Raw genomic sequence first — 21,418 nt, 5'->3', positions numbered from 1 at the left:
AACGGCCTTTGTCCGCAGGCCGTTCGCGCCCCCTCACGCCTCCCGGGCCCGCAGCCCGTGCAGCACCAGGTCCACCAGCGCCGTGAAGTCGGCCTCGATCTCCGGCCGCAGCCACTGCGGTGCGTACGCCGGGTCGTGGAAGCGGTTGGTGGCGTCGAACACCGCGCGCGCCAGCTGCCCGTCGGACGCGAAGCCGGTGAACTGGCCGCGCTCCACGCCCCGGTGGACGATCTGTTCGAGCTGCCCGACCAGTTCGGTGATGTGCTCCTCGACCACCGCGCTGTTCTCCGCGAGCAGCACCTCGTACGTCGCGAACAGCTGGGGGTCGTCGCCCGCCTTGCGGCGCTTGGCCTCGAAGAGCACAGCCAGCCACGCGCGCAGCGTCGCCTCCGCCTCCTTGGGCTCGTCGGCCACGAGGGAGCTCAGCTCGCGCGTCGTGCGGTCCAGCCAGCGCTTGGTGACGGCCTCCCGCAGCGCCGACTTCGTACGGAAGTGGCGGTAGACGCTGCCGTGGCTGACGCCGAGCTGGCGGGCGACATCGACGACCGTGGCCTTCGCCGGGCCGTGTCGGCGCAGCACCTCCTCGGTCGCTTCGAGGATGCGCTCGGCGGTCAGTGGTTCCGTACTCATGACCTTGACGTTACCCGCCGTGTCCGACACCGGGCCCGGCCCTGTGGACAACTCAGTGCTCGCTGTCCAGATGTGCCATCTGCGCGGCCGGGTAGCGCTCGCCCGAGGCCGCCCCGGCCGGGACCGCCGCCTCGATGGCGGCCAGGTCGCGGGCGTCGAAGGTGACGTCCAGGGCGCCCAGCGCCTCGGCGAGGCGGTCCCGGCGGCGGGCGCCGACCAGCGGCACGACGTCCGCGCCGAAGCGCTCGCCCTGCGCGATCACCCAGGCGATCGCGATCTGCGCGACCGAGACACCCTGGTGCTCGGCGACCTCGCGCAGCGCCTCGACGAGGTCCAGGTTGCGGTCGAGGTTCTCGCCCTGGAAGCGCGGGCTCATCCCGCGGAAGTCATTGGCCGCCAGCTGCCGGTCGCGGGTGAAGTGGCCACTGATCAGACCGCGCGAGAGCACGCCGTACGCGGTGATCCCGATGCCCAGCTCCTTGGCGGTCGGCAGGATCTCGTCCTCGATGCCGCGCGAGATGAGCGAGTACTCGATCTGGAGGTCGCTGATCGGGGCGACGGCGGCGGCCCGGCGCAGGGTGTCCGCGCCGACCTCGGACATCCCGATGTGGCGGACGTGGCCGGCCTGGACCAGCTCGGCGATGGCGCCGACGGTCTCCTCCACCGGGACGTCCTCGTCGAGCCGGGCGATGCGGTAGACGTCGATGTGGTCGACGCCGAGGCGCTGGAGCGAGTACGCCGCGAAGTTCTTCACCGCCGCCGGGCGGCCGTCGTAGCCCGCCCAGCCGCCGTCCGGGTCGCGCAGGGCGCCGAACTTGACGCTGGTGAGGGCCTTTTCGCGGGCGGCGGCGGGGGCGCTGCGCAGCGCCTCGCCGATCAGCAGCTCGTTGTGGCCCATGCCGTAGAAGTCACCGGTGTCGAGCAGGGTCACGCCCGCGTCGAGGGCGGCGTGGATCGTGGCGATCGACTCGGCCCGGTCGGCCTCGCCGTACAGCGCGGACATGCCCATGCAGCCGAGGCCGAGGGCGGAGACCTGGGGGCCGGTGGTGCCGAGGGTGCGGGTGCGCATGGTGGTCACTCCTTGAGGGGGGCGGGAGGTGGTGCCCCTCCACCCTCGCATGACAGATGACAGATTTCAATATCTGTCATCTGTTAATTGTCATCTGTCATGCGTGCCCGCCCCGCCCTTCCTCACCCCACCGTCTTCGGCAGCCGCAGGCTCAGCAGCACCGTGAGGACCACTCCCGCCAGCTGGACCAGCAGCGTCACGACCAGCGCGTCGCGGGTGCCCATCGACGGCGCCAGCGAGAGGAAGAGGCTGCCGAGGGTGGCGACACCGAGGGCGAGGGCCGACTGCTGGGTGGTGACCAGGACGCCGCTGCCCACACCCGCGCGGTCGGTCGGCACGTCGGAGAGCACGATCCGGAACAGCACCGGCAGCTGGAGGCCCTGGCCGAGCCCGGCGAGCGCGACCCCGGGTGCCAGCTCGGCCGTCCCGAGGTCCGGCCAGCCCTGCCGGACGGTGAGCACCAGGATCGTGATGCCGACGCCCTGGATCAGGCCGCCCGTGGTGACGACCCGGCTGCCGTACCGGCCGATCAGGCGCGGCCCGGCGAGCGAGGCGGCGAAGAACGCCACCGCCATCGGTACGAGGGCGAGCCCGGCGGAGACCGGACCCATCCGCAGGCCCTGCTGCAGCACGACCGCGATCACGAACATGAAGCCGCTGAAGCCGACCGAGAACGGCACGATCAGGGCCAGGCCCCGGCGCAGCGAGGGCAGTCGCAGCAGGCTCGGCGGGACCAGCGGCGTACCGCCGCGGGCGTCGGCCCGCTGCTCGGTGCGGAAGAACGCGAAGGCGGCGAACGGGAAGACCGCGAGCGAGACCCAGGTCCACAGCGGCCAGCCGGCCGAGCGCCCCTCGGTGAGCGGCAGCAGCAGGCTGATCAGCGAGAGCGCGAGCAGCAGCGTGCCGGGCACGTCCACGGTGGCGGGCCGGTCCGAGCGGGTCTCCGGCACACTGCGGACCGCGAGCAGCAGCCCCACGATCACCACGGGGACGTTGACCAGGAAGACCGCGCGCCAGCCGCTGCCCGCGATGTCGGCGGCGACCAGTACGCCGCCGAGGATCTGCCCGGCGACCATGGAGAGACCCGCGGTCGCCCCGTACAGGCTCATCGCGCGCGCCCGGCGCGGTCCCGCCGTGGTGGCCTGGATGGTGGCGAGGACCTGCGGCAGCATCAGCGCGGACGCGGCGCCCTGCGCGACCCGCGCCGCCACCAGCGTCCACGCGGTCGGCGCCAGACCGCAGGCCAGCGAGGTCACGCCGAAGGCGGCCATGCCGACGAGGAAGAGCCGGCGGCGCCCGGCGGTGTCGCCGAGCCGGCCGCCGAGGACGAGCAGGACGGCGTACGCGACGCCGTAGCCCGCGACCACCAGCTCCAGCGTGGCCGGGCCCGCGGACAGGTCCTTCTCCATGGCGGGCAGGGCGACGTTGACGATGAAGAAGTCGATCAGGGGCAGGGCCCCGCCGAGCAGTACGGTGAACAGCCCCAGCGAGCCGATCGCCGCGCCGCCGTGGCGGATCACCGGGACGGCGGGCGCCTCGGCGGTGGACAGGGATCCGGAAGTACTCACGTCATTGCTCACGCAGAAGACGATCGTCCTTCTCTCAGCCTGGTACCAGAGTGTCTTTATCCTGGTACATCCACTACCTGGCAATGGGGTGGGCGGTGCGGCACCCTGGTTCCATGACCACTGTGGCCCCGGAGTCCGACGTCCGCAGGCACGAGCTGGCGGAGTTCCTGCGCAGCCGCCGCGAGCGCATCACGCCCGAGCAGGTCGGCCTGCCGCACGGCCGCCGCCGGCGCACCCCCGGGCTGCGCCGCGAGGAGGTCGCCCATCTCTCCGCCGTCGGCGTCACCTGGTACACCTGGCTGGAGCAGGCCCGGGAGATCCAGGTCTCCGCGCAGGTCCTGGACGCGCTGGCGCGCGCCCTGCTGATGGACCGCAGCGAGCGCACCCACCTCTTCGCCCTCGCGGACGCCGTCGACCCCAACCCCGACGCGCCCTGCCCGACGGTGACGCCGTCGATGCGCGCGATGCTCGACCAGCTGGAGCCGCTGCCCGCCTGCATCCAGAACAGCCGCTACGACATCCTGGCGTACAACCGCACGTACGCCAGGCTGCTCTGCGACCTGGACGCGCTGGCGCCCGAGGACCGCAACTGCATGTGGCTGGCCTTCACCGACGACGACTGGCGCGCGGCCGTCGCCGACCTGCCGGACGTCAACCGGATGATGGCCGCCAAGTTCCGCGCCTCCATGGCCGGGCACCTGGCCGAGCCCGCCTGGAAGACCCTGCTGAACCGGCTGGAGAACGGCTCGCCCGAGTTCCGCGAGATCTGGGCCCGGCACGAGGTGGTCGACCAGAGCGGCCGCGAGAAGTACATCCGCAACGCCCATGTGGGCCTGCTGCACCTGGAGCACACCAACCTGTGGCTGGGCCCGTCCTCGGGCCCCCGCCTGGTGACGTACGTACCGCTGGACGCCGCCTCGCGCGCGGGGCTTGAGCGGTTGCTGGAGATGTCGGTCCGGGAAGCGGCGCCGGTCGGGGCCGCGCGGTGATCCCGACCGGCACACGTTCCGTCAGATGGCGCCGAGCTCTCCGGCCTTGAGACTTGCCACGAAGGAAGAGAACGCATCCGCGGGAACGTTCAGGGCCGGGCCGTTCGGGGTCTTGGAGTCACGGACGGGGACCACGCCGTGCGTGGCGGCAAGGTTCGTGGCGACCTGCACGCACTGGCCGCCGTTTCCGCTGTACGAACTCGTGAACCAGCGGGGGGATATGGTCGTCACTTGGACCCCTTTCGGAGCTGGTCGATCAGGGCCACAGACGCCGTTTGGGGCAACGCCTCGGCCTGCAACTGATGGTATGACTTAAGTATGGCCACGACAGCGGCGACATCCCGCTCCAGATGTCCTCGCTGTGCCGACTCGGCGTAGGACATGATCGAGCGGTCCGGCATGGTCAACACGGTTACCGGCAGGCTGAATGGTCTCCTCGCCCCCATGCTGAAGGGGGCGATCTGGAGCAAGGTGTTCGGCATCGCGGCGAACTCCAGCAGGCGATCGAACTGGGCAACCATGACCGAAGGGTCGCCCATCGGCCGCCGAATACAGCTTTCGTCGAGCACAGCATGGATCAAGGGGGATGGGGTCCGGGCGAGTGTGGACTGCCTCCGGGCCACCAACCCCACGCGTTCTTCCGCCTGTTCGGGCGTGCTGGCCTCCCGCCGTACCGCGTCGGCTTCCAGCGTTGCCGCGTACTCCCTGGTCTGAAGCAAGCCCGGGATGACGCCCACTTCGTACAACCGGACCTCTACCGCGCGCCCTTCGTACTTGACGTACTCCGGGAACCCTTCCAGCAGACCGCCCTGTCGAAGCTCACGGTACCCACGCTCGAACGTATCCGCCGTGCCCTCAAGGCCGAACGCCCGGTCCGCACTGCGCGAGAACCGGAGAGTCGGAGGCTTCCGGCCAGTTTCGACCGCCGAGATATGCACACTGGAGTACTCCGTGCGTTCGCCGAGCTCGTCCTGCGTCCAGCCGCGCGCCTCCCGCAGGCTGCGCAGGCGCGCCCCGTAAGCCGCCTGCGGCGAGGCGTCCGGGCTCAACTCCTTGCGGTTCAAGGGCTGTTCACCGACCTTTCGTTCGCTTTCAACACGTTGAATGGTTCCCAGGTGTGAGCCACGCTGAACACCCGGTAGTGAGAGCGCTACGGAGAGGAGCGGCCATGGCGAGCCCGGAATATGTGGCCGACACCGCGAACGGCGACAGGATCGGCATAGTGCGGCAACGCTACGAAGGGAGCGTCTACCTGTGTCCCCCCGGCGGCGGGACCGAGTGGGCCACGGCGCCCGAAGCCCTGCGGCACCTTTCCCCCGAGGAGCTGGTGCGGGTCCGCGTGTTCGAGACTCCCGTGGGCCGGTGGCGCTGATGTGGGCATTTCCGGTGGGGCTGCCGACAGGGCCGGTACCTGTCAGCGAGGTGGACCCGGCTTACGGTCGGGAGCCGGTCGGCGCCCCGGGGTGCGACGTCTGTGACGCCTGGCACGCCGAACGTGAGGCGGCCAGGAAGACGCGAGAGCGCGAGCGGGTCCAGCGGGCGAACGCGGAGATCACGCGCCACCCCGACCACTCGGCGGGGCCGGGGGAGGAGGCGTTCGCGTGACCGCGCGTGGGCCGAGGCCCCCGGGGGCTGCGGGAGGCCGGGGGTACGCGCGCGTGGACGGGGCGACGGGGGCCGGGGTCACGCCACCCCCGCCCCCACCTTCTCCGTCTCCTCCAGCCGCTCCGCCGTCCGCCGCGCCGACTCCCGGGCCCGGCGGCCGCTGGTGGCCGCTCCCATCAGCAGGACCGCGAGCCCGCAGCCGGTGATGATCCACCAGGCCGGGCGGGCGGCGTCCGGGAACGAGGCGGCGTAGGTGCCCGAGGCCGCGCCGGACAGGCCGCCCGCCAGCACCGCGCCGATCACGGCGACCCCCAGCGTCTGGCCGGTCTGGCGGCTGGTGGAGGCCACCGCCGCCGCGACGCCCGCCTGGGCGCGGGGCATGCCGGAGACGGCCGTGTTGGTGATGGGGGAGTTGACCATGCCGAAGCCGAGGCCGAACAGGACGTACCCGGTGAAGAGCAGGGCGTTCGACGACTCGCCGTCGAAGGCCGCGAACAGCAGCCCGCTCGCGGCCATCGTGACGCCCGCGATCAGCAGCGAGGGGCGCGGGCCCCGGCTCGCGACCAGCCGGCCGGACAGCGGTGCGACCACCATGGTGACGGCCGCCATCGGCACCATGTAGAGCCCGGCGTGCAGGGCGTCGAGGCCGCGTACGTTCTGCAGATAGAGCGTGTTGACGAACAGGAAGCCGCCCAGCGCGGCGAACGCCGAGACGGCGATCACCGTGGCCCCGCTGAACGGAGCGCTGCGGAAGAAGCGCAGGTCGATCAGTGGTTCGCGGCGCCTGGGCTCGTGGACGAGCAGGGCGGTGAGCGCGGTGAGCGCGAGTGCGCAGAAGAACAGGATCCGTACCGACGTCCAGCCCGCGCTCGGCGCCTCGATGATCGCGTACGTCAGGGAGCCGAGCAGGGTCACGACCAGTGCCTGGCCCACGGGGTCGGGGCGGCGCGGCTTCGGGGCGCGCGACTCCGGCACGTAACGCCAGGTCAGCAGGAGCGCGGCGAGTCCCACCGGCAGGTTGATCCAGAAGATCGAGCGCCAGCCGACCGAGTCGACCAGAAGGCCGCCGACGATCGGGCCCGCCGCCATGGAGATCCCGACGACGCCGCTCCACACACCGATGGCGCGGGCGCGTTCGCGCGGCTCGGTGAAGGTGTTGGTGATGATCGACATCGCCACCGGGTTGAGCATCGAGCCGCCGACCGCCTGGATCGTGCGGAAGGCGACCAGGGAGCCCAGGTTCGGGGCGAGCGAGCAGAGCAGCGAGCCGAGGGTGAAGACGACCAGGCCCGCCATGAAGACCCGGCGCCGTCCGATCCGGTCGGCGGTCGAGCCCGCGAGCATCAGCAGGGAGGCGAGGACGAGGGTGTAGGCGTCGATCGTCCACTGCATCCCGGAGACCGTGGTGTGCAGTTCGCGCTGCATGGTGGGCAGTGCCACGTTCAGGATCGTGTTGTCGAGGCCGACGATCAGCAGGCTCATGCAGCAGATCGCCAGCACGAGTATGCGGCGGCGGGGGCTGAGATCGGGCATCCCTAGATAGTACGCCTAACTAACGACCCGGTCCATGTAGTACGGCTAACTAATTACCGCGGGGATGCGCGACAATGGCGTAATGACCACGCTCAACATCGGCCCGCACGCCGTGCAGCCGCCCGTGGTGCTGGCACCCATGGCCGGCATCACCAATGCCCCGTTCCGTACCCTGTGCCGCGAGTTCAGCGGCGGCAAGGGGCTGTTCGTGAGCGAGATGATCACGACGCGGGCGCTGGTCGAGCGCAACGAGAAGACCATGCAGCTGATCCACTTCGACGAGACGGAGACGCCTCGCTCGATCCAGCTGTACGGCGTGGACCCGGTCACCGTCGGCAAGGCGGTCCGGATGATCGTCGACGAGGACCTGGCCGACCACATCGACCTGAACTTCGGCTGCCCGGTGCCCAAGGTGACGCGCAAGGGCGGGGGATCGGCCCTGCCCTACAAGCGGCCGCTGCTGCGCGCCATCCTCAACGAGGCGGTCTCCAACGCGGGCGACCTGCCGGTCACCATGAAGATGCGCAAGGGCATCGACGACGACCACATCACGTTCCTGGACGCCGGGCGGATCGCCGTCGAGGAGGGCGTGACCGCGATAGCGCTGCACGGCCGCACGGCCGCCCAGCACTACGGGGGCACCGCCGACTGGGACGCCATCGCGCGTCTCAAGGAGCACGTCCCGGAGATCCCGGTGCTCGGCAACGGCGACATCTGGTCCGCCGAGGACGCGCTGCGGATGATGAAGGAGACCGGCTGCGACGGCGTCGTCGTGGGCCGCGGCTGCCTCGGCCGCCCCTGGCTCTTCGGCGACCTGGTGGCCGCGTTCGAGGGCACGGACTCCTACGCGCGCCCCACCCTGCGCACGGTCGCGGAGGTGATGGTGCGGCACGCCACGCTGCTCGGTGAGTGGATCGGCGACGAGACGCGCGGCGTGATCGACTTCCGCAAGCACGTGGCCTGGTACCTCAAGGGCTTCGCGGTCGGCTCGGAGATGCGGGGGCGTCTGGCGATCACCTCCTCCCTGGACGAGCTGAGCGCTCAGTTGAGCGAGCTCGACCTGGACCAGGCGTGGCCGGACGGCGCGGACGGGCCGCGCGGGCGCACCTCGGGCAACAACCGGGTGGTCCTGCCGGACGGCTGGCTGAAGGACCCGTACGACTGCTCGGGCATCAGTGCGGACGCCGAGCTGGACACCTCCGGCGGCTGAACCGGGATCAACTGCATCGAAACGGCGGAACCGGCTCCCGGTTCCGCCGTTTCGCTCTGGCGTCATCGACGACGTGATCGATGGCGTGATCGATGGTCCGGATCGTGGAATTCCGGCCCGCCCGGCAGCGTGATTCTCGCCACCCCTGATAGGGGTTGCGCTCAGATGAGCAGTTTTTGAGCGGCTGCACCTCTAGAAGGGGTGGCACTGAGTGCCACCCCTTCTGTCTTCAAGAAGTGAACTCACTTGTCGATGTGCCCGCTCGAACGAGCGGAAATCACGCTCTACGGGCAAGTGATCCTTCAGGGAGTGAAGGCATCATGATCGCTCCGGTTACATGGCGGTTACTTTCGATCTGCTGGCGGACGAGTGGTTAAGGCCCCATGACGCGCAAGTGGACGTACCCAGACACCTTCGATCTGGGTATGTTCCTCGCCGTCAGGGCAGCCGCCACGCTTTTTCGGAGAGCCGAGGAGTCGAGACCCGTGTCGGAAGACAAAGACCTCCAGCACAGCCAGAAGTTCGTCTACGACTTCACCGAAGGGAACAGGGACCTCAAGGACCTGCTCGGTGGAAAGGGCGCGAACCTCGCCGAGATGACCAACCTCGGTCTGCCGGTCCCTCCCGGCTTCACCATCACCACCGAGGCGTGCAAGGTCTACCTCGACAGCGGCGAGGAGCCGGCCGCGCTGCGCGACGAGGTCAGTGCGCACCTCGACGCCCTTGAGCAGAAGATGGGCAAGAAGCTCGGCCAGGCCGACGACCCGCTGCTCGTCTCCGTACGCTCGGGCGCCAAGTTCTCCATGCCCGGCATGATGGACACGGTCCTCAACATCGGCCTCTCGGACGCCTCGGTGACCGGGCTCGCCAAGCAGTCGGGCGACGAGCGCTTCGCCTGGGACTCCTACCGCCGCCTCATTCAGATGTTCGGCAAGACCGTGCTCGGCGTGGACGGCGAGCTCTTCGAGGAGGCCCTCGACGAGGCCAAGGCCGCCAAGAAGGTCACCGTCGACACCGACCTCGACGCCGCCGACCTGAAGAAGCTGGTCAAGCACTTCAAGAAGGTTGTCAAGACCGAGGCGGGACGCGACTTCCCGCAGGACCCGCGCGAGCAGATGGACCTCGCCGTCAAGGCGGTCTTCGACTCGTGGAACACCGACCGCGCCAAGCTCTACCGCCGCCAGGAGCGCATCCCGGGCGACCTGGGCACCGCCGTCAACATCTGCTCCATGGTGTTCGGCAACCTCGGCCCCGACTCGGGCACCGGCGTCGCCTTCACCCGCGACCCGGCCTCCGGCCACCAGGGCGTCTACGGCGACTACCTGCAGAACGCCCAGGGCGAGGACGTGGTCGCGGGCATCCGCAACACCGTGCCGCTGGCCGAGCTGGAGGCGATCGACAAGAAGTCGTACGACCAGCTCATGCAGATCATGGAGACCCTTGAGACCCACTACAAGGACCTCTGCGACATCGAGTTCACCATCGAGCGCGGCCAGCTCTGGATGCTCCAGACCCGGGTCGGCAAGCGCACCGCCGGTGCCGCCTTCCGGATCGCGACCCAGCTCGTGGACCAGGGCCTGATCGACGAGGCCGAGGCGCTCCAGCGCGTCAACGGCGCCCAGCTCGCCCAGCTGATGTTCCCGCGCTTCGACGAGTCCGCCAAGACCGAGCTGATCGGCCGGGGCATCGCGGCCTCGCCCGGTGCGGCCGTCGGCAAGGCGGTCTTCGACTCGTACACCGCCGTCAAGTGGTCGCGCTCGGGCGAGAAGGTCATCCTGATCCGCCGCGAGACCAACCCCGACGACCTCGACGGCATGATCGCCTCCGAGGGCATCCTGACCTCGCGCGGCGGCAAGACCTCGCACGCGGCGGTCGTGGCGCGCGGCATGGGCAAGACCTGTGTCTGCGGCGCCGAGGAGCTTGAGGTCGACACCAAGCGCCGCCGGATGACGACGCAGTCCGGCGCCGTCATCGAAGAGGGCGACCTGGTCTCCGTCGACGGCTCCACCGGCAAGGTGTACCTCGGTGAGGTCCCGGTCGTCCCGTCGCCGGTCGTCGAGTACTTCGAGGGCCGGATGCACGCGGGCGCCGACGACGCCGACGAGCTGGTCGCGGCCGTGCACCGGATCATGGCGTACGCGGACCGGGTACGCCGGCTCCGAGTACGGGCCAACGCCGACAACGCCGAGGACGCCCTGCGGGCGCGGCGGTTCGGCGCCCAGGGCATCGGCCTGTGCCGCACCGAGCACATGTTCCTCGGTGAGCGGCGCGAGATGGTCGAGCGGCTGATCCTGGCCGACACCGACGAGGAGCGCGAGCTGGCACTCAGTGCCCTGCTGCCGCTCCAGAAGAAGGACTTCGTCGAGCTCTTCGAGGCGATGGACGGCCTGCCCGTCACCGTCCGTCTGCTGGACCCGCCGCTGCACGAGTTCCTGCCCGACATCACCGAGCTGTCGGTCCGCGTCGCGCTCGCCGAGTCCCGCAAGGACGCCAACGAGAACGACCTGCGCCTGCTCCAGGCCGTGCACAAGCTGCACGAGCAGAACCCGATGCTGGGTCTGCGCGGTGTCCGCCTGGGCCTCGTCATCCCCGGTCTGTTCGCCATGCAGGTACGGGCGATCGCCGAGGCGGCCGCCGAGCGCCGCAACGCCAAGGGCGACCCGCGTGCGGAGGTCATGATTCCGCTGGTCGGCACCGTCCAGGAGCTGGAGATCGTCCGCGAGGAGGCCGACCGGGTCATCGCCGAGGTCGAGGCGGCCACCGGCACCGACCTCAAGCTGACCATCGGCACGATGATCGAGCTGCCGCGCGCCGCCCTGACGGCGGGTCAGATCGCCGAGGCGGCCCAGTTCTTCAGCTTCGGCACCAACGACCTGACCCAGACGGTCTGGGGCTTCTCGCGGGACGACGTGGAGGCGAGCTTCTTCACCGCGTACCTGGAGAAGGGCATCTTCGGGGTCTCGCCGTTCGAGACCATCGACAAGGACGGCGTCGGCTCGCTGGTGCGCTCCGCCGTACAGGCCGGCCGGGCCACCCGCCCCGACCTGAAGCTCGGTGTCTGCGGCGAGCACGGCGGCGACCCGGAGTCGGTGCACTTCTTCCACGAGGTGGGCCTGGACTACGTCTCCTGCTCCCCGTTCCGCATCCCCGTGGCGCGCCTTGAGGCGGGTCGCGCGGCCGCTGAGTCGAAGGGCAGCGACTCGCGCTAGAGCTCCGGAGCCGCCGTCGGGTCCCCGACCCTCAACACCGATCCGACGGCGGTTCCGGTTCACATAGAAGGGGCGGCACCCTGTGCGGGGGTGCTGCCCCTTCCGCATGCACGCGTGCCCTTCCGCTTGTTCTTCCGGGCCTGTTCCGCGGCCGAGCGCGGATGTTATCTGGGTGTGCGTCCGCTTAATTCCTGTTGAAGTGCGGACATTTAACGGACCCGTGGCCCTAAATGCAGAGTGCGGTTCACGGATCCCCATCCGCGAACCGCACTCTGTCATCCCCGCCGGGCACGGAGCCGCCACCATGCCGACCGCCGCCAGACGAAGCAAAGCCCCCCACGGTCCTCACAACGTCTTTCCGGTTGGCCCGGTGTCGTGCCCGACGTCGTACAGCTTTTCGGTACACACGGGCTGCTCGCGATGCCTTTCAAGTGTGGCTGAAAGGCCGGTGGTCACGGGGTGTGACGGTAGGCATACTCAGGGGCGGGACGATTGCGGATGCAACACGATGCAACATGTTGCAACATTCGAGACAGGTGGAGATTCGGTGCTGCGTATTCATTTCACTGGCGTGGACCTGGCCCGGGTGCGCATGGCGCCTGGTCCGGACGCGCTGTGGGAAACGATTCTCAGCTTTCATCGATTAAGAGACCGTCGGGGCGCCCTAGTCTTCGGTGAATGGCGAACGGAAACGCGTACCCGGTTGAACGGTGAAACACGTCTGCTCTCCGCAGTGGTGCCGGGCCGCGGCTATTTTCCCGACTTTCTCACGCCCGCCGAAGGGCCGCACACCATCGGGTCAGGGCTGGAGGTCGTACGCGAGACGGGACAGGACCGGCTGCACGACGAGCTCTCCCGGGTCGCGGGGCCGCGAGGGCTGCCCCGATGGCTGCGGGTGCTCGCCGACGGCGGCAGCGAGCCGCTGGATCGTCTCATGGGCGTGCTCCACAGCTACCACCGGGCCGCCATCTCGCCGTACTGGACGCACATCCAGGCCCGGGTCGACGCCGACAGGGCGGCCCGCGGCCGTGCGCTCCTGGACGGCGGGGCGGACGAACTCCTCGCCTCGCTCCCGCCGATGATGCGCTGGCGGGCTCCCGCCCCGGAGGCGGACTACCCGGTGGACCGGGACCTGTACCTGGAGGGCCGCGGGCTGCTGCTGCAGCCGTCCTTCTTCTGCCGCCGCACCCCGGTGGCGCTCCAGGACCCGCTGCTGCCGCCGGTGCTGGTGTATCCGGTGACCCACACCCACACGCCGTACGAGAGGCAGAGCGCGGGCACCGCGCCCGGCCCCTCGCTCGGCCGGCTCGTCGGCCACACCCGCTCGGCGGTGCTCCAGTCGATAGGGCACGGCTGTACGACGAGCGAACTCGCCCGCCGCGCGGGGGTGTCGCTCGCCTCGGCCAGCCAGCACGCCGGTGTCCTGCGGGAGGCCGGCCTGCTGGTGACCCTGCGGCACGGGAGCGCCGTCCTGCACACGCTGACCCCGCTGGGGACGGCGCTGCTGCGGGGCGGCCAGCCGGTGATGGCGGAACGTTCCGCCCCGGTGTCGTTGTAGGGCGTACGGCGACGGTCCCCGGGGGTGGCTGGAAATAGCCGCTCCCGGGGCGGTCGCCGGTGCGCCCTCAGAGCCGGAAGCGCAGCCGGCAGATGACCGCGTCCGTGTCGCGCCGCACCGCGTGCGCGAGGACCGCGCCGCGCTGGTTCTGGAGCAGCCGCTGCCAGACGTGGGCGGGCTCGACCTCCGGGATGAGCACGGTGACCCGGGTGTGCGGGTGGTAGCGGTGCACCCGGTCCACGTACGCGGCGACCGGGCGGCCCACCGTGCGGTGCGGCGAGTGCAGTTCGACCAGCTCCACGCCCGGGTTCCACAGCTGCCAGTCGCGGCGCAGCGCCTCGGTGGCCCGGCGGTCCTCCTCGTCGGCGTGGGTGACGGTGACCGCCCGTACCTCGTCGCCCAGGGACACGGCCGCGTTCAGCGCGTCGGCGGTGAGCCGGGACAGGTGCGAGACGGGCACGATGACCAGGGAGCGGTCGCGGTGCGGCGGTTCGGGGACGCGGCCGAGCCCGATGCGCTCGCTGATCCTGTCGTACGCGCGGTGCACCGCCTCGAAGGCGAGCACGAGCAGCGGCAGCGCGATCGCGACGAGCCAGGCGCCGTCGGTGAACTTGGTCGCGGTGACGACGACCGCGCTCACCCCGGTCAGCAGGGCGCCGAAGCCGTTGAGGGCGGCCTTGGCGCGCCAGTGCGCGGACGCCTCGCGCTTCCAGTGCAGCACCATGCCGGTCTGGCAGAGGGTGAACCCGACGAAGACACCGATCGCGAACAGCGGTACCAGGGTGTTGGTGTCGCCGCCGGAGAAGACCAGGAGCGCGCCCGAGACGGTGGCGAGCGCGAGGACGCCGTGGCGGTGCACCTGGCGGTCGGCCTTGAGACCGAAGACGTGCGGCAGGTAGTTGTCTCGGGCGAGCAGCGACATGAGGACGGGCAGTCCGCCGAAGGAGGTGTTGGCGGCGAGCGCGAGCAGCACGACGGTGGCGAACTGGACCACGTAGAAAGCCCAGTTGTGGCCGAGGGAGGCGTCCGCGAGCTGGGCGAGGACGGTGACGCCCTCGACCGGCTGGAGGTGGAAACGGCCGATGAGCACGGCCAGCCCGATCAGCATCATGCCGAGCAGGGCGCCCAGGGCGACCTCGGTGCGCTGGGCGCGCCGGGCGGCCGGGGCGCGGAAGGACGGTACGGCGTTGGCGACGGCCTCGACGCCGGTCAGCGCGGAGCAGCCGGCCGCGAACGCCTTGAGCAGGAGCAGCGCGCCCACGCTGGTGGCGTTGCCGGTCAGGACGGAGGCGTGCCCGTCGGCCGCCTGAGTCGAGACCGGCCCGGCGCGGAACAGCCCGGCGACGACGATCGCCAGGATCGCCCCGACGAAGACGACCGTGGGCACGAGGAAGGCCTTGGCGGACTCGACGATGCCGCGCAGGTTCACGGCGGTGACGAGGGCGAGGACGCCGAGGCAGAGGGCGAGGCGGTCGCCGTAGAGGCCCGGGAAGGCGGAGGTCAGCGCGGCGACGCCGGCGGTGACGGAGACGGCGACGTTCAGTACGTAGTCGAGGATGAGCGAGGCTGCGGCGACCAGGCCGGTGCGCGGGCCGAGGTGGGCGCGGGCCACCGCGTACGAGCCGCCGCCGTTCGGGAACGCGGCGATGACCTGGCGGTACGAGGCGACGAGCACGGCGAGCAGGGCGGCGATGGCGAGGGTGACGGGCAGGGTGAACCCGAGCCCGTACGACCCGGCCGCGGCCAGCACCAGCACGATGGCCTCGGGGCCGTAGGCGACGGAGGCCATGGCGTCCAGGGAGAGTGCGGCGAGGGCCTGGGGGGCGGTGAGGCGGTGGCGGTCGGTTGCCTCTATGGGGGGTGCGTCGGCCGCAGGAGCGGCGGCCTGGGGCAGCGGCTTGATGAGCATGCCCCTGATGGTCCGCCGGAGGGTTTAGGGAAGCCGCGTACAGCGTGGGGAGGGCGCCCGTTTCGGCGGGCTGGGCCAGGAGGCGGTTGCCCAGTTGGGCCAGGCGTTCGGCGGCGCGGCGGCCCTCCATGCGGGCGCCCGCCGTCTGGAGGTTGGTCGAGGCGTAGCCGGGGTGCGCGGCGGCGGCCACCACCGTCGAGCCCGCCGAGCGCAGTTGGCGGGCCAGTTCGTGGATGAAGAGGAGGTTGGCCGTCTTCGAGCGGGCGTAGGCGATCCAACGGCGGTAGCGGCGCTCGCTGTTGAGGTCGGCGAGGTCGACGTCGGAGAGCGCGTGCAGTCCGCTGGAGACCGACACCACCCGCGCCGCCGGAGCCGCCCGCAGCCGGGACAGGAGCAGGCCCGTCAGTGCGAAGTGGCCCAGGTGGTTCACCCCGAACTGCCGCTCGAAGCCGTCCGTCGTCCTGCCGTACGGCAGCGCCATCACCCCCGCGTTGTTGACCAGGAGGTCCAGCGTGTCGTGGCGATACGTTTCTGCGAAGGCGCGGACCGAGGACAGGTCCGCCAGGTCCAGCGGGGCGAACGCCACGTTCGCGCCGTACACCTGGCGGTGGATCAGGGCCTCGGCCTCCTTGCCCCTGGCCTCGCTGCGGCAGGCCAGGATCACATGGGCGCCCTTGCGGGCGAGCTCGCGTGCCGTGACGAGTCCGATGCCGCTGTTCGCCCCGGTGACGACCGCCGTACGGCCGCTCTGGTCGGGGATGTCCCTCGCGCTCCAGCCCTGAGTCATGCGGCCCACCGTACCGTCCGGTAGGTCCGGACAGCAGGGGGCCGCGGGACCGGGCGGCTCAGGCGGCCGAGCCGCCGTCGATCACCAGGTCCGTGCCCACCGCGGAGGCCGCGTCGTCCGAGGCCAGATAGAGGACCGCCGCCGCGATCTCGGCGGTGGTCGAGACCCGGCCCAGCGGCGAGTCCTCCTTCATCCGCACCACGCGCTCGGCCTCCGTCTCGCCCGCGCGCAGCGACATCGTGGTGGCGGAGGCGCCGGGGCTGACCGCGTTGATACGGATGCCGTCCTGGATGTGGTCCAGGGCGGCGGCCCGGGTCAGCGCCGAGACCGCGGCCTTGGTGGTGAGGTAGCCGGCGGCGCCCGGGATCCGCTTGTGGGCGCCGAGGTTGGAGCCGATGTTCACGATCGCGCCGCCGTGCTCCTGGGTGCGCATCTGGGCGACCTCGGCCCCCAGGGCGAGGAAGACGCCGGTGAGGTTGGTGTCGAGCATGGCCTGCCAGTCTTCGAGCTCCATGTCGGCGAGCGCCGCGCCGCCCCGGCCGCGCAGCACCCCGGCGTTGTTGACGGCGACGTCGAGCGAGCCGAACCGGGCGACGGTGGAGGCGACCAGGGCGCGTACGTCCTCGGCCCGGGACACATCGGCCGTGAACGCGGCCGCCACCCCGCCCGCCTCCCCGATCAGCGCCACGGTCTCGTCGAGCGGGGCGGCGGTACGTCCGGCGACGGCCACCCGGGCCCCCTCGGCGGCGAAGGCCAGCGCGATCGCCCGGCCTATGCCGGACCCGGCGCCGGTGACGAGAACGGTCCGGTCGGTGAAGCGGGCGGCCGGGCGGGCGGACGGACGAGCAGACATTTTTGACCAACCGTTCTATTATTGAGGGAAGAGAAAGGGGCGCCGACGTGGTGCGGCGCCCGGTGGGGCGGAATCAGGGGGACTCGCTCAGTCCAGCAGGGCCAGTGCGGCCTCGGCCGCCTCCCGTACCCTCGCCGGGTCGTCGGACGCCTTGCCCATCACCCGCATGCCCTGCATGAGTACCAGGAACATCCGGGCCAGCGAGCGCGGATCGCGCTCGGGCGGCAGTTCGCCCTGGGCCACGGCCCGGACGAGCGCGGAGTGCAGCAGTGTCTCCAGCTGCTCCCAGGACTGCTCGACCCGACGGGCCGCGGCGGCGTCGTGCGCGGCCACCTCGGCGGCGGTGTTGGTGGTGAAACAGCCGATCAGCCGCGTTTTGGCGGCCGTCGACTCGGCGGCGAAGCGGCGGACGAGCGCGCGCACCGCGGACAGGGCGGGGCCGGGCCCCGACAGCTCGCGGAACAGGATCGCGCTGTACGTCTCGCCGTACCGGTCGAGCGCCTTCAGATACAGCTCGTGCTTGTTGCCGAAGGTCGCGTAGATGCTGGCGCGGCCGATGCCGAGGCGGTCGACGAGGTCCGCCATCGACGTCGCCTCGTAGCCGCGCTGCCAGAACAGCTCTAGGGCCGACTGGAGCGCGGCGTCCGGATCGAATTCCTTGGTCCTGGCCACGAGGATGACAGTACGGCTATATAGAACGATCGGTCAAGATGGGGGAGAGGTGCGGGAGGTGCCGGGCTTTCAGGGCGCCTCGGTCACATACGTCTGGACCGAGACCTCCTCGTCGTCCAGGCACCGGCCCGTCTCCAGGTCGAAGCGCTGCTTCAGCAGCGGGGAGGCGACGAAGGCCCGGCCCTGCGCCGAGCCGAGCAGCCCGCGCGACATGACGTACGCGCCGGTGAACGGGTCGCGGTTGTCGATCGCGTACGCGCGTCCGGTGCGGTCGGTGAAGACCGCCGCCTGGCGCCCGTCGGGCAGCAGCGCGGCGACCCCCCGGCCCGGGATGAGCCGCTCGCGCTCGCACACCTCGAACCAGCCGTCTTCCAGTCGGAGTCGGATGCTGTTCTCGTTCATCGCGCGGCCACCTCCAGGGCCAGGACGGGCAGTTCGGGCTTGATCTGGCCGCGCTCGGGCACGAACCGCACCGTGGGGTCGGGCGTGCCGGGCGCGTTGACGAAGGAGACGAACCGGGCGAGGCGCTCGGGGTCCTCGACCGTCTCGGCCCACTCGTCGCGGTAGGCGGAGACATGGGTGGCCATCAGCGCCTCCAGCTCGTCGCAGATGCCGAGCGAGTCGTTCACCACCACGTCCTTGACGTGCTTCAGGCCGCCCTCGATCCGCTCCAGCCACACCGAGGTGCGCTCCAGGCGGTCGGCGGTGCGGATGTAGAACATCAGGAACCGGTCGATGAGGCGGACGAGTTCGTTGTCGGTGAGGTCCTGGGCCAGCAGGTCCGCGTGGCGCGGGGTGGCCCCGCCGTTGCCGCCCACGTACAGGTTCCAGCCGTTGGCCGTGGCGATCACGCCGAAGTCCTTGGACTGGGCCTCCGCGCACTCGCGGGCGCACCCCGAGACCGCCGACTTCAGCTTGTGCGGGGAGCGCAGGCCCCGGTAGCGCAGCTCCAGCTCGATCGCCATCTTCACCGAGTCCTGCACCCCGTAGCGGCACCAGGTCTGCCCCACACAGGACTTCACCGTGCGCAGCGACTTGCCGTACGCGTGGCCGGACTCGAACCCGGCGGCCACCAGCCGCGCCCAGATCACCGGGAGCTGGTCGACCCGGGCGCCGAAGAGGTCGATGCGCTGGCCGCCGGTGATCTTCGTGTAGAGGCCGTAGTCGCGGGCCACCTCGCCGATGACGATCAGCTTGTCGGGGGTGATCTCGCCGCCGGGGATGCGCGGCACGATCGAGTACGAGCCGTTGCGCTGGATGTTGGCGAGGAAGTGGTCGTTGGTGTCCTGGAGCGCGGCCTGCTCGCCGTCGAGGATGTGGCCGTGGCCGAGGCTCGCCAGGATGGAGGCGACGGCGGGCTTGCAGATCTCGCAGCCCTCGCCGCCGCGCGCCTGCGGGCGCCCGTGCTCGTCCAGGAGCCGGCGGTACGAGCCGACGCGCAGCGCGAGCGCGATCTCGTACAGCTCCTGGCGGGTGTGGGCGAAGCAGTCGCACAGACCGCCGTCGCCGGTCTTCGGCAGCAGCTTCTCCAGCGTCTTGACGCAACTGCCGCAGCCCGTGCCGGCCCTGGTGCACTTCTTCACCTCGGGCAGCGAGGAGAGCGGGGTGACCTCGCCCTTGGTGACGTTGTGGCAGGAGCAGATCACCGCGTCGTCGGGCAGCGCCTCCGGGCCGAGCGCCACGGGGGCGCCGAGTCCGGCGGGCAGCACGGCCCACCCTGGTCGCCGTCGCCCACGGCAGCCGCGACCCCCGCGCCCTGCGCACCGTCACCGCCCTGCTCGACCTCGTCCGCGAGCTGCGCCCCGGGCTCGACGTGCGGCTCGGCCACATCGAGATCGACGAGCCCGCGCTGCCCGCCACGCTCGCGGAGCTCGGCGCGGGCCGCGCCGTCCTCGTACCGCTGCTGCTGAGCCGCGGCTACCACGTCAAGCAGGACATCCCGGCGGCCGTCGCCGACACCCCGCGCCTGCGCACCCGCGTCGCCCGGCCGCTCGGCCCGCACCCGCTGCTCGTCGAGGCGCTGTACGAGCGGCTCGTCGAGGCCGGGTGGGACGACGACCCACGCGCGCGTGGCACCAGAGGCGTCGTGCTCGCCGGGGCCGGGTCGCGCGACCCGGAGTCGGCCGCCGACACCCGCCGCACCGCCGCGATGCTCGGCGAACGCCTCGGCGGCGTACCGGTGATACCCGCCTACGCCTCCGCCGCCGCCCCCACCGTCCCCGAGGCGCTGCGGGCACTCGCCGCGCGGGGCCGCCACCGGGTCGCGATCGCCTCGTACTTCACCGCGCCCGGCCGGTTCGCCACCCAGAGCGCCGCCCACGCGCGCGGGGTCGCCGCCGCCCCGCTCGGCGCGCACCCGGCCGTCGCCCGCCTCGTCCTCCACCGCTACGACCAGGCGCTCGCCGCGGCCCCGTTCGCCGCCCCGCACCGCGAACTCGCCACGGCCTGATCACGGGTCCCGCCCCGGTTGTCAGTGGTTCCGTTTACTGTCGGTGCATGGAAGGCATCGCAGCACACCACCCCGGGTACGAGGCGTCCGACGTCGAGCGGTGGGCCGCCGAACCGGACAAACGGCCCGGCCGCACCGCTTTCCAGCGCGACCGCGCGCGTGTGCTGCACTCCGGAGCGCTGCGCCGTCTCTCGGGCAAGACGCAGGTCGTGACACCCGGTGTCACCGGCCAGCTGTGGGACGCGAGCCCGCGCACCCGGCTCACCCACTCCCTGGAGTGCGCCCAGGTCGGCCGCGAGCTCGGCGCCGCCCTCGGCTGCGACCCCGACCTGGTCGAGGCCGCCTGCCTCTCCCACGACATGGGCCACCCGCCCTTCGGGCACAACGGCGAGCAGGCGCTCAACGACTTCGCCAAGGACTGCGGCGGCTTCGAGGGCAACGCCCAGTCGCTGCGCCTGCTGACCCGTCTGGAGCCCAAGCGCTTCGTGCGCGACGAGCGGACCGGCGAGCCCGTCAGCGTCGGCCTCAACCTCACCAGGGCCGCCCTGGACGCGGCCACCAAGTACCCGTGGGCGCGCGGCGGCCACCCCACCGACCCGCAGTCCGTGAAGTTCGGGGTCTACGAGGACGACCTGCCGGTCTTCGACTGGGTGCGCGAGGGCGCCGAGCCGCACCGCAAGTGCTTCGAGGCCCAGGTCATGGACTGGTCGGACGACGTGGCGTACTCGGTCCACGACTTCGAGGACGGACTGCACGCCGGCCACATCGACCCCAACCTGCTCTTCTCCGAGCCCGAGCGCGAGGACATCTGGCGTGTGGCCATCGGGCGGTACGTGCCGTCGGACACCGCCCCGCAGGAGCTCGCGGACGCGCTGGACCGGCTGATCGACGAGGAGTGGTGGCCGCACGGGTACGACGGCTCGGCGGTCGCCCAGGCCCGCCTCAAGGACGCCACCAGCCAGCTCATCGGCCGGTTCTGCCTGGCCGCCGAGGGGGCGACCCGGGAGCGGCACGGCTCGGGTCGTCTGAGCAGGTACGGGGCGGAGCTGGTCGTCCCGCGCGCGACGCGCAACGAGTGCGCGGTGCTCAAGGCGGTGGCCGACCGCTATGTGATGCAGCGCGACGAGCAGGAGCGGCTCCGCGCCGACCAGCGCATCATTCTGGCCGAACTGGCCGAAGCGCTCACCGCGCGCGCCCCCGCGGAGGGGCTCGACCCGCAGTTCCGCGCGCTCTTCGCCACCGCCCGCGACGACCGCGCCCGCAAACGGGTCATCGTCGACCAGATCGCGTCGCTCACCGACGCGGCCGCCCTGTCCCTGCACGCCAGACTCACCGCCCGGCACCGATGAGGCACGGTGGAGGGCGCGTTCACGCACC

18 protein-coding genes and 2 pseudogenes are annotated in these 21,418 nt (G+C 71.3%); 8 read left to right on the top strand and 12 right to left on the bottom strand.

Translation table 11 applies throughout. The annotated features are described in order from the left end of the window. Positions 1-33 precede the first annotated feature (33 nt). From A8W25_RS09970 to A8W25_RS09960, 3 genes are all read right to left on the bottom strand, one after another. Positions 34-630 (bottom strand): TetR family transcriptional regulator, encoded by a 597-nt coding sequence (locus A8W25_RS09970; protein ID WP_067160949.1) that lies wholly within the window; start codon positions 628-630, stop codon positions 34-36. 52 nt (positions 631-682) lie between these two features. Beyond that, positions 683-1,699, bottom strand: coding sequence for an aldo/keto reductase (locus A8W25_RS09965; RefSeq protein ID WP_067158707.1), 1,017 nt, complete (start codon positions 1,697-1,699; stop codon positions 683-685). A gap of 122 nt (positions 1,700-1,821) precedes the next feature. Further along, positions 1,822-3,219, bottom strand: coding sequence for an MFS transporter (locus A8W25_RS09960; RefSeq protein ID WP_067160946.1), 1,398 nt, complete (start codon positions 3,217-3,219; stop codon positions 1,822-1,824). Between the two features lie 161 nt (positions 3,220-3,380). On the opposite strand from A8W25_RS09960, the gene A8W25_RS09955 reads away from it, so the two are divergent. Further along, positions 3,381-4,256 carry a helix-turn-helix transcriptional regulator gene (locus A8W25_RS09955; protein WP_067158705.1) on the top strand — a complete coding sequence of 292 codons (876 nt, stop codon included), beginning with the start codon at positions 3,381-3,383 and terminating at the stop codon, positions 4,254-4,256. Positions 4,257-4,277: 21 nt separating this feature from the next. On the opposite strand, the gene A8W25_RS09950 is transcribed toward A8W25_RS09955, so the two are convergent. Beyond that, a complete protein-coding gene (locus A8W25_RS09950; RefSeq protein WP_067158703.1) occupies positions 4,278-4,487 on the bottom strand; it encodes a DUF397 domain-containing protein in 210 nt (69 codons plus the stop codon). Next, complete coding sequence (locus A8W25_RS09945; protein ID WP_067158701.1) at positions 4,484-5,320, bottom strand: helix-turn-helix domain-containing protein; 837 nt, start codon at positions 5,318-5,320, stop codon at positions 4,484-4,486. The genes A8W25_RS09950 and A8W25_RS09945 overlap by 4 nt, the downstream gene beginning before the upstream one ends. A 104-nt stretch (positions 5,321-5,424) precedes the next feature. On the opposite strand from A8W25_RS09945, the gene A8W25_RS09940 reads away from it, so the two are divergent. Together A8W25_RS09940 and A8W25_RS09935 are read left to right on the top strand one after the other, a co-directional pair. Beyond that, on the top strand, positions 5,425-5,628 hold the full coding sequence (locus tag A8W25_RS09940; RefSeq protein WP_067158699.1) for a hypothetical protein: 204 nt from the start codon (positions 5,425-5,427) through the stop codon (positions 5,626-5,628). A 50-nt stretch (positions 5,629-5,678) separates the two neighbouring features. Further along, on the top strand, positions 5,679-5,861 hold the full coding sequence (locus tag A8W25_RS09935) for a hypothetical protein (RefSeq protein ID WP_158942469.1): 183 nt from the start codon (positions 5,679-5,681) through the stop codon (positions 5,859-5,861). 78 nt (positions 5,862-5,939) lie between these two features. Here the strand turns inward: A8W25_RS09935 and A8W25_RS09930 are convergent, their stop codons facing one another. After that, on the bottom strand, positions 5,940-7,394 hold the full coding sequence (locus tag A8W25_RS09930; protein ID WP_199831715.1) for an MFS transporter: 1,455 nt from the start codon (positions 7,392-7,394) through the stop codon (positions 5,940-5,942). A 64-nt stretch (positions 7,395-7,458) separates the two neighbouring features. Between A8W25_RS09930 and dusB the strand changes: the two genes are divergently transcribed. The 3 genes from dusB (at position 7,459) to A8W25_RS09915 (ending at position 13,371) form a co-directional block, all read left to right on the top strand. Continuing rightward, the gene (dusB, locus tag A8W25_RS09925; RefSeq protein WP_107470645.1) at positions 7,459-8,604 is read left to right on the top strand and encodes a tRNA dihydrouridine synthase DusB; all 1,146 of its coding nucleotides are present in this window, start codon (positions 7,459-7,461) and stop codon (positions 8,602-8,604) included. A gap of 485 nt (positions 8,605-9,089) precedes the next feature. After that, positions 9,090-11,813 (top strand): pyruvate, phosphate dikinase, encoded by a 2,724-nt coding sequence (ppdK, locus tag A8W25_RS09920; RefSeq protein ID WP_067158694.1) that lies wholly within the window; start codon positions 9,090-9,092, stop codon positions 11,811-11,813. 547 nt (positions 11,814-12,360) lie between these two features. Then, positions 12,361-13,371 carry an ArsR/SmtB family transcription factor gene (locus A8W25_RS09915; RefSeq protein ID WP_079125931.1) on the top strand — a complete coding sequence of 337 codons (1,011 nt, stop codon included), beginning with the start codon at positions 12,361-12,363 and terminating at the stop codon, positions 13,369-13,371. 67 nt (positions 13,372-13,438) lie between these two features. Here A8W25_RS09915 and A8W25_RS09910 read toward each other — a convergent pair whose 3' ends face one another. From A8W25_RS09910 to A8W25_RS09885, 6 genes and pseudogenes are all read right to left on the bottom strand, one after another. Further along, positions 13,439-15,280 carry an APC family permease gene (locus A8W25_RS09910; protein WP_067158693.1) on the bottom strand — a complete coding sequence of 614 codons (1,842 nt, stop codon included), beginning with the start codon at positions 15,278-15,280 and terminating at the stop codon, positions 13,439-13,441. Between the two features lie 28 nt (positions 15,281-15,308). Further along, a pseudogene (locus A8W25_RS32160) lies at positions 15,309-16,067 on the bottom strand (oxidoreductase); the annotation flags it as partial. A 58-nt stretch (positions 16,068-16,125) separates the two neighbouring features. Continuing rightward, on the bottom strand, positions 16,126-16,920 hold the full coding sequence (locus A8W25_RS09900) for an SDR family NAD(P)-dependent oxidoreductase (protein WP_067158689.1): 795 nt from the start codon (positions 16,918-16,920) through the stop codon (positions 16,126-16,128). 87 nt (positions 16,921-17,007) lie between these two features. Next, on the bottom strand, positions 17,008-17,592 hold the full coding sequence (locus tag A8W25_RS09895) for a TetR/AcrR family transcriptional regulator (RefSeq protein WP_067158687.1): 585 nt from the start codon (positions 17,590-17,592) through the stop codon (positions 17,008-17,010). A 69-nt stretch (positions 17,593-17,661) separates the two neighbouring features. Further along, entirely contained in the window at positions 17,662-17,994 is a 333-nt protein-coding gene (nirD, locus tag A8W25_RS09890) for a nitrite reductase small subunit NirD (RefSeq protein ID WP_067158685.1), read from the bottom strand. Then, positions 17,991-19,313, bottom strand: a pseudogene (locus A8W25_RS09885) ((2Fe-2S)-binding protein); the annotation flags it as partial. The pseudogene A8W25_RS09885 and the gene nirD, both read right to left, overlap by 4 nt. Here A8W25_RS09885 and A8W25_RS09880 point away from each other — a divergent pair. Then, the gene (locus A8W25_RS09880) at positions 19,310-20,041 is read left to right on the top strand and encodes a sirohydrochlorin chelatase (protein WP_067158683.1); all 732 of its coding nucleotides are present in this window, start codon (positions 19,310-19,312) and stop codon (positions 20,039-20,041) included. The pseudogene A8W25_RS09885 and the gene A8W25_RS09880 sit on opposite strands and share 4 nt — an antisense overlap. 47 nt (positions 20,042-20,088) lie before the next feature. Next, positions 20,089-21,390, top strand: coding sequence for a deoxyguanosinetriphosphate triphosphohydrolase (locus A8W25_RS09875; RefSeq protein WP_067158681.1), 1,302 nt, complete (start codon positions 20,089-20,091; stop codon positions 21,388-21,390). Positions 21,391-21,418 lie beyond the last annotated feature (28 nt).

Source organism: Streptomyces sp. ERV7, assembly GCF_001653515.1.
Classification (GTDB): domain Bacteria; phylum Actinomycetota; class Actinomycetes; order Streptomycetales; family Streptomycetaceae; genus Streptomyces.
Note: the sequence above shows the minus strand (reverse complement) of the source record. Positions and strands in the feature narration are given on the sequence as shown.

What these genes read in the sequence shown, in the direction of transcription:
- A8W25_RS09970 (WP_067160949.1), bottom strand. Translation starts at nt 630, where the DNA reads ATGAGTACGGAACCACTGACCGCCGAGCGCATCCTCGAAGCGACCGAG.
- A8W25_RS09965 (WP_067158707.1), bottom strand. Translation starts at nt 1,699, where the DNA reads ATGCGCACCCGCACCCTCGGCACCACCGGCCCCCAGGTCTCCGCCCTC.
- A8W25_RS09955 (WP_067158705.1), top strand. Translation starts at nt 3,381, where the DNA reads ATGACCACTGTGGCCCCGGAGTCCGACGTCCGCAGGCACGAGCTGGCG.
- A8W25_RS09940 (WP_067158699.1), top strand. Translation starts at nt 5,425, where the DNA reads ATGGCGAGCCCGGAATATGTGGCCGACACCGCGAACGGCGACAGGATC.
- A8W25_RS09930 (WP_199831715.1), bottom strand. Translation starts at nt 7,394, where the DNA reads ATGCCCGATCTCAGCCCCCGCCGCCGCATACTCGTGCTGGCGATCTGC.
- dusB (WP_107470645.1), top strand. Translation starts at nt 7,459, where the DNA reads ATGCGCGACAATGGCGTAATGACCACGCTCAACATCGGCCCGCACGCC.
- A8W25_RS09910 (WP_067158693.1), bottom strand. Translation starts at nt 15,280, where the DNA reads ATGCTCATCAAGCCGCTGCCCCAGGCCGCCGCTCCTGCGGCCGACGCA.
- A8W25_RS09900 (WP_067158689.1), bottom strand. Translation starts at nt 16,920, where the DNA reads ATGTCTGCTCGTCCGTCCGCCCGCCCGGCCGCCCGCTTCACCGACCGG.
- nirD (WP_067158685.1), bottom strand. Translation starts at nt 17,994, where the DNA reads ATGAACGAGAACAGCATCCGACTCCGACTGGAAGACGGCTGGTTCGAG.
- A8W25_RS09875 (WP_067158681.1), top strand. Translation starts at nt 20,089, where the DNA reads ATGGAAGGCATCGCAGCACACCACCCCGGGTACGAGGCGTCCGACGTC.